7 protein-coding genes are annotated in these 6,439 nt (G+C 55.3%); 4 read left to right on the forward strand and 3 right to left on the reverse strand.

The window, feature by feature from the left end; translation table 11 throughout:
* Nucleotides 1–84: 84 nt before the first annotated feature.
* Nucleotides 85–513: a CopD family protein gene (locus tag ACM615_RS18810; protein WP_431012331.1), complete on the reverse strand. Its 429-nt coding sequence runs from the start codon at nucleotides 511–513 to the stop codon at nucleotides 85–87.
* 200 nt (nucleotides 514–713) lie between these two features.
* Here ACM615_RS18810 and ACM615_RS18815 point away from each other — a divergent pair, with 200 nt between their 5' ends.
* A complete protein-coding gene (locus tag ACM615_RS18815) occupies nucleotides 714–1,301 on the forward strand; it encodes a TetR/AcrR family transcriptional regulator (RefSeq protein ID WP_132966150.1) in 588 nt (195 codons plus the stop codon).
* The gene (locus ACM615_RS18820; protein WP_431012332.1) at nucleotides 1,298–2,224 is read left to right on the forward strand and encodes a DMT family transporter; all 927 of its coding nucleotides are present in this window, start codon (nucleotides 1,298–1,300) and stop codon (nucleotides 2,222–2,224) included. The genes ACM615_RS18815 and ACM615_RS18820 overlap by 4 nt, the downstream gene beginning before the upstream one ends.
* A gap of 61 nt (nucleotides 2,225–2,285) precedes the next feature.
* Here the strand turns inward: ACM615_RS18820 and ACM615_RS18825 are convergent, their stop codons facing one another.
* Nucleotides 2,286–3,344, reverse strand: a complete 1,059-nt coding sequence (locus tag ACM615_RS18825; RefSeq protein ID WP_129639956.1) for an NAD(P)-dependent alcohol dehydrogenase — start codon at nucleotides 3,342–3,344, stop codon at nucleotides 2,286–2,288.
* A 143-nt stretch (nucleotides 3,345–3,487) separates the two neighbouring features.
* Nucleotides 3,488–4,384: a LysR family transcriptional regulator gene (locus ACM615_RS18830; RefSeq protein ID WP_112288764.1), complete on the reverse strand. Its 897-nt coding sequence runs from the start codon at nucleotides 4,382–4,384 to the stop codon at nucleotides 3,488–3,490.
* 155 nt (nucleotides 4,385–4,539) lie between these two features.
* Here ACM615_RS18830 and ACM615_RS18835 point away from each other — a divergent pair, with 155 nt between their 5' ends.
* Entirely contained in the window at nucleotides 4,540–5,265 is a 726-nt protein-coding gene (locus ACM615_RS18835; RefSeq protein ID WP_129639955.1) for a pirin family protein, read from the forward strand.
* Nucleotides 5,266–5,675: 410 nt separating this feature from the next.
* Nucleotides 5,676–5,981 (forward strand): helix-turn-helix domain-containing protein, encoded by a 306-nt coding sequence (locus ACM615_RS18840; protein WP_112288767.1) that lies wholly within the window; start codon nucleotides 5,676–5,678, stop codon nucleotides 5,979–5,981.
* Nucleotides 5,982–6,439 lie beyond the last annotated feature (458 nt).

Here is a 6,439-nt window from a genome sequence, read left to right on the forward strand (position 1 = left end):
TCTGTACCTCCCTACATAAAAAAATCCACGCGTTCACGTGGATTTCCTGCTCTGCCATCTGCCTGACTTTTTAAAATCAGAATCTTAGAAAGGCCGGATGATGGCCATAATGCCGATGATGATGACGCCAATGACAATCACGGTTCCGGCTTTGCGCACCAGCGCAAAATCTTTAGCGGGCTGACCGCTGGCGAGACGACGTAAGTTGCCGGAAAGCAGACCGTGCAGCGCGGAAAGCACCAGCACCACCACCATTTTGATCAGCAACCAGGCGTGCGGGAACTTGCCGTGACTGACAATCATCCAGATCCCCGCCACCCACAGCAGGATCATCGCCGGACTGGTAATACAGCGGTTCCATGTTTGCACGGTGACGGCCAGCGCCCGCAGCCCGTCGTTTGCGCCGGTTCCCGCACTGCGAAACACCACGCTGACCAATGCCAGCGCCAGCAACCCGCCAGTCCATAACATGCCTGCAATAAGATGTAAGGTGTTCAGCCATTCATGAATCATTTTTCTCTCCGAAAGTTAACGACAATGCTGCCCGCCGGATGAGTCCAACCTGCTGTCTCTCCACGGCTTTTGCCGGATTATGTCCCTTTCCCACAATAAAGGCACGGGCAAAATCGTCACTTTCTCTTATCATTCACTGACTTTACAACAAGTAGGTAGACTGGTATACCTACCGCAAATTCATTGTGACGAGAAAGCCTATGTCCGCATCAGACTCTTCACCGCAAAGCGCCCGCGACCGCCTTCTGGGCGCAGCACGCGTACTGTTTTATAACGACGGCATCGCCGCCACCGGTATCGACGCCATTATCAAAAGAGCCGGAGTGGCGAAAAAAAGCCTCTACAACAATTTCGAATCCAAGGCCGAACTGGTGGCAACGTACATTGAAATCCGCCACGACGAATGGTTACAGCTTTACGCCAGCAGACTGAAAAACGCGGTCACGCCGAAAGAGAAAGTGCTGGCCGTTTTTCAGGCTTACGACGATCACGCGGAGTTTTCTTACGAACGCGGATTCAGGGGCTGCGGATTGCTGAACGCCGCGGCTGAACTCCCCGCCGGTGCGCCAGGACGCGTTGCCGTACGCGGACACAAAGAACAGGTGGAAGCGATCGTGACCGCGCATCTTTGCGAACTGTTCCCGGCTGATGAAGCCAGAGCGCAACTGATGGCGCGTCATTTTTCGTTTCTGCTGGAAGGCGCGATCTCCCGTGCCGGACTGGAAGGCAATGGCCGGTGCGTGCGTCAGGCAATGGCAATGGCCGCTGAAATGATGGAGGCGTCATGATCGTCGCCCGCAGGGAACGCATGCTGGGGATCCTCGCCGTTTTGTTCGCATCCGTTTTATGGGGGTCGACCGGAACCGCCGCGACCTTTGCGCCAGACGTCAGCCCGCTGGCGATCGGTGCGGTGGCGATGGGGCTGGGCGGATTATTGCAGGCGCTGATTTCCGCCAAAGGCATAATTGCCACCCGCCACCGGTTTCGCCAGAACTGGCGCATGTTACTGACCGGCGCACTGGCGGTGGGTATTTATCCGCTGGCATTTTACGCCTCTATGCATCTGGCCGGTGTCACGGTGGGTACGGTGATTTCTATCGGTTCCGCCCCGCTGTTGTCGGCGCTGATTGAGTATTCGCTCGACGGGCAACGTCTTTCACGCCGCTGGATGACCGGCGCTGCCATCGGCGTGGCGGGCATGATTTTACTGTGCGTGGCCGAAAGTGCCGGTCATGCGGCAACCGGTCAGGGTTCCGGCGTCATTGCCGGGATCGGGCTCGGGCTGCTTGCCGGTCTGACTTACGCACTCTATTCCTGGGCGGCACGCCATCTCATGCAGCGGGGAATAAGCTCCCGCGCCGCGATGGGCGCCACTTTCGGACTTGGCGGCCTGTTCCTGATGCCGGTGCTGTTTATCACCGGCGGCCCGCTGCTGGCGTCGTGGAATAATGCAGCGGTCGGCGTTTACATGGCGCTGATCCCGATGTTCGTAGGGTACGTCTGTTTCGGCTATGCGCTGGCGCGGATCCCGGCGAGTATGGCGACCACCATCACCCTGCTGGAACCGGTTGTGGCGGCAGTACTGGCGGTGCTGATTGTCGGCGAAAGATTGCCTGCGCTGGGCTGGACGGGTATCGGACTGGTGGTGCTGTGCCTGATTTTCATCACCGTGCCGCTGAAAAGACGCGGATCGCTGCCCGTTTCTGCATAAAAAAATGGCTCCTTATTCAGGAGCCAATGTTGTTTCTGTTACTGCTCAGTGATCCTGCTGATCAGACTGTCGCAGGGGCATCCAGAGAAGCCATATCAATCACGAAACGATAACGCACGTCCGCTTTTTCCATGCGCTCGAACGCTTCGTTGATTTCATCCATACGGATCATTTCACAATCCGGCAGAATGTTTTTCTCAGCGCAGAAATCGAGCATTTCCTGAGTTTCGCGGATCCCGCCGATTGGCGAACCGGCCACGCGACGACGACCTAAAAGCAGCGGAACGGTGTTGAACTCGTCCATCGGTCCGACCTGCCCGACCAGCACCAGCGTGCCATCCACATCCAGCAACGGCAGGTACGGCGTGACGTCATGTTTTACCGGCACGGTATCGATGATTAAATCGAAATGATCGTGTGCCTGCGCCATGGCGTCGCTGTCCGCGCTGACCAGCAGACGGTTAGCACCCAGGGCCAGTGCGTCGGCTTCTTTGGCATTCGAACGGCTGACCACGGTGACATCCGCACCCAGACCGACCGCCAGTTTCACCGCCATATGACCCAGACCGCCCAGACCAATCACGCCCACACGGCTGCCCGGTTTGACGTTCCAGGTTTTGAGCGGCGACCAGGTGGTGATCCCGGCACACAGCAATGGCGCAGCTTTGGAGAGATCTAACCCCTCCGGCATACGCAGGCAGAACTCTTCGCGCACCACTAAATGCTTGGAATATCCGCCCTGTGTCGGCTCTTTGGTGAAACGGTCATAACCGGCGTACGTCCCGGTATTCCCTTCACGACACAGCTGTTCTTCGCCTTTTTTACACTGATCGCATTCCTGACAGCTGTCCACCATGCAACCAACCGCGACATGATCGCCAATCTTGTACCGGCTGACCTGGCTGCCAGTCTGCGTTACGCGTCCGACAATTTCATGGCCGGGAACAATCGGATAATAGCTCCAGCCCCAGTCATTTCTCGCCGTATGCAAATCTGAATGGCAGACACCGCAGTACAGAATTTCCATTGCCACATCGTTATCACGCAGGCCGCGACGCTCAAAGGCGAACGGGGCAAGCGGTTTTTTAGGATCGTAGGCCGCAAATCCAACAGTTTTCATCAGTCAGCTCCTGAAATGTTAATGACCCATTTACTATAGATTTAAAGCCCGCAGCAGCAAGCCACAGTTCTCTTTATTTCTTGCCTGATCCTGCCAACTTGCCTGAGCAGGGTTTTCGTTCCGGGCGGTCTTTATCAGGCAAATCATGCCGCAGAGACGCGCTGCGCTTTAAGCCGCTCCTGTAAAAAGTCCAGAAACACGCGGGTGACTTCGCTGCGCTGGCGGTGCTGCGGATAAATGGCATGCAGATCCAGCGCGCCGGGGTGGAAATCGTCCAGCACCCGCACCAGTGCGCCATACTGCAACGCCGGTCCGACGATGAATTCTGGCAATAACACCAGCCCGAGTCCGGCCACGGCTGCATCGCGCAGCACTTCACCGTTGTTGCTGACAATTGGCCCCCGCACCTCGAATAACCGGCGCTTGCCGTTATGATCCAGCTCCCAGCCCGTCTGCCCTTCACGGCCATAACGCAGACACTGATGTTGCAGCAGGTCTTCCGGCGTTTGCGGCGTCCCCATGCGTTCCAGATACTGCGGGCTGCAACATATCACCCGTTTCAGCTCACCTAGACGGCGTGCCACCAGCGAAGAATCGGCCAGATTGCCGATACGCAGCGCAATATCAAAGCCTTCACCGACCAGATCGACATACCGGTCCACCAGATCCACCTGAAACTGAATGGCCGGATGCTGCCCCAGAAATTCAGCAATCAGCGGTGAAAGATGGCTGATACCAAATGACATCGGAATACTCAGGCGGTAAGAACCCTGCAACACCTGGCGCTTTTGCGACACCGCCCGTTCTGCTTCTGCTATATCGTCGAGGATGCGCTGTGCGTGTCCGGCAAACAACTGACCGGATTCGGTCACCGACAGTTTGCGGGTATTGCGGTTAAGCAGACGGGCATTCAGCCCCGCTTCCAGTGCGGCCATGCGGCGGCTGACGTACTGTTTCGACAACAACAGCTGTTCGGCAGCGGCAGTGAAACTTCCGGCTTTTATCACCGCGACGAAAATACGAAGATCTTCTATCTGCATCACTTCTCCCTCTCTTTTGCACGCCGCATTATTGTCAACTGAAACGTGACAGTGATAGTCAAACCACCGCATTGTTGAGCAAATTAGTTTACGTGTATTCTCTGTTCATCGGAAGCGCAAACGCACTTCCTCCCTGACACACTGAGGAGTACACCATGATCGAACAACGTCTCTCTGAACAACGCGGCTTAGGTGACCACGGCTGGTTGCATTCCCGTCACACCTTCTCTTTCGCCAGCTACTGGGATCCAAAACAGGTCGGTTTCTCAGACCTGCTGGTCATCAACGATGATCAGGTCGCAGCCGGACGCGGCTTTGGCGCACATCCGCACAGCAACATGGAAATCATTTCTTACGTGCTGGAAGGCGCACTGGCGCATAAAGATTCAATGGGTACCGGCTCAGTGATCGTCCCGGGAGATGTACAGCTGATGAGCGCAGGCTCCGGCGTGACGCACAGTGAGTTCAACCATTCCGGCGACGACAGCGTGCATTTCCTGCAAATCTGGATTGTGCCAGCGGAAAACGGCACCGAACCAGGTTATCAGCAGGTGTCTGTGCCTGAAGCGGACAAACGTGGTCAGTTCCGCCTGATCGTTTCGCCAAAAGGTGACTCAGGCTCGCTGACCGTTCGTCAGGATATGAAGATTTACGCCGGTTTCTTCGATGGCGCGGAACAGGCGACAGTTAATCTTGACCCGAACCGTTATGCCTACATCCATGTGGCTCGCGGTAGCATTAAAGTGAACGGTATTGAGTTCAGAACCGGTGACGGTGCGCGGGTTCGTCAGGAAGATAAACTGACCTTTACCGACGGAGATCAGGCAGAAGTATTATTGTTTGATTTGCGTGCGGTAGAAGTAAATCATCCAACCCGCTGATAGCAATGGATACAGCCTCCCCTGATGCGGGAGGCTTTTTTTGCTATTAGCTGAACAGCTAAAAACCCTAATTAAATCAACATTTATGCCCGTTTTTATCCGCTTGGTTTACGCTACCTATTTACGCTATAGTGGATTTGCTACGGCAAAATCCGTGGCCGGGATTTGCACCCCGGATGTCACAACGTCGATATATATACTTTACGTTATATGTCGAGGCCTTTGCACACCTGTTGCATATTACGCTTTCGTGTAATATGCACGTCTCAATGGTGGCTCAGAGGGGGCAGTCTCCGGACTGGCCGGCATCCGTTGTGCCCGGTAGTGCAAACTCCGTCTGAGCTATCACCCCCCAGAGATTTGCACCTCTTGTGATAGCTATCTCATCGCTTTGCAACGGAAACTGCGAAATGACCACAAACTATCCACCCAAAATATCTTTTCCTTTTCAGGACTGGCATCCTGCCGACATCATTGCGGCACTGCGCAAAAAAGGTACCACTTTGGCCGCAGTATCACGCGCGGCAGGGTTGGGTTCATCCACTTTGTCAAATGCCTTGTCCCGCCCGTGGCCAAAAGGCGAATTGCTGATCGGTCAGGCAATTGGAGTTCCTCCCTCCACGATTTGGCCTAGTCGTTACTTTAATCCAGTCACAATGGAGTTTGTTGATAGGCCGTTAAGGCCTGCATACAAAAGAGCGGCTACCTCTGAATAGCGGGTTAATCCAGGGCGCAGCAAGTGCGCCCTTCTTCGGATATCAGGTTTTGCAGGTGAGCGACCTGAGGCGCTCTGGAATTTAAAATCGGATTCAAGGTCGTGGGCTCGCAGCCCACACCGACAACACCTTGGGTTGCCACCCAAACTGGCCTCAACGTCAAGACCTTGGGTTGCCACCCAAACTGGCCCTAAGAGGCGCCTATCGCCGCGCCTCTTAGGAATCTCCGGCTCTTTCACTGCGCGCTCCGCTCGCTGGCTATGTTTCAGTTGCCGCGGCGACAGGCTGGAAATCTTGCCGCTTTGCGGTTCCTTCTCTCGGTCCTGGAGCCTTTGGTCTCCAGGCCGCTCCGTTCAGCAAGCTTTCTGAATCGCCCGCACGATCTTAAATTCAAAGGCAGATTGTTTTTCATCTTTTAGAAAAGTTGACTGGCGTGCTCAAAATTCAGCTGAACGGAG

The sequence above is a fragment of the Rahnella sp. PAMC25617 genome (assembly GCF_050606005.1).
GTDB classification, from domain to species: domain Bacteria; phylum Pseudomonadota; class Gammaproteobacteria; order Enterobacterales; family Enterobacteriaceae; genus Rahnella; species Rahnella variigena.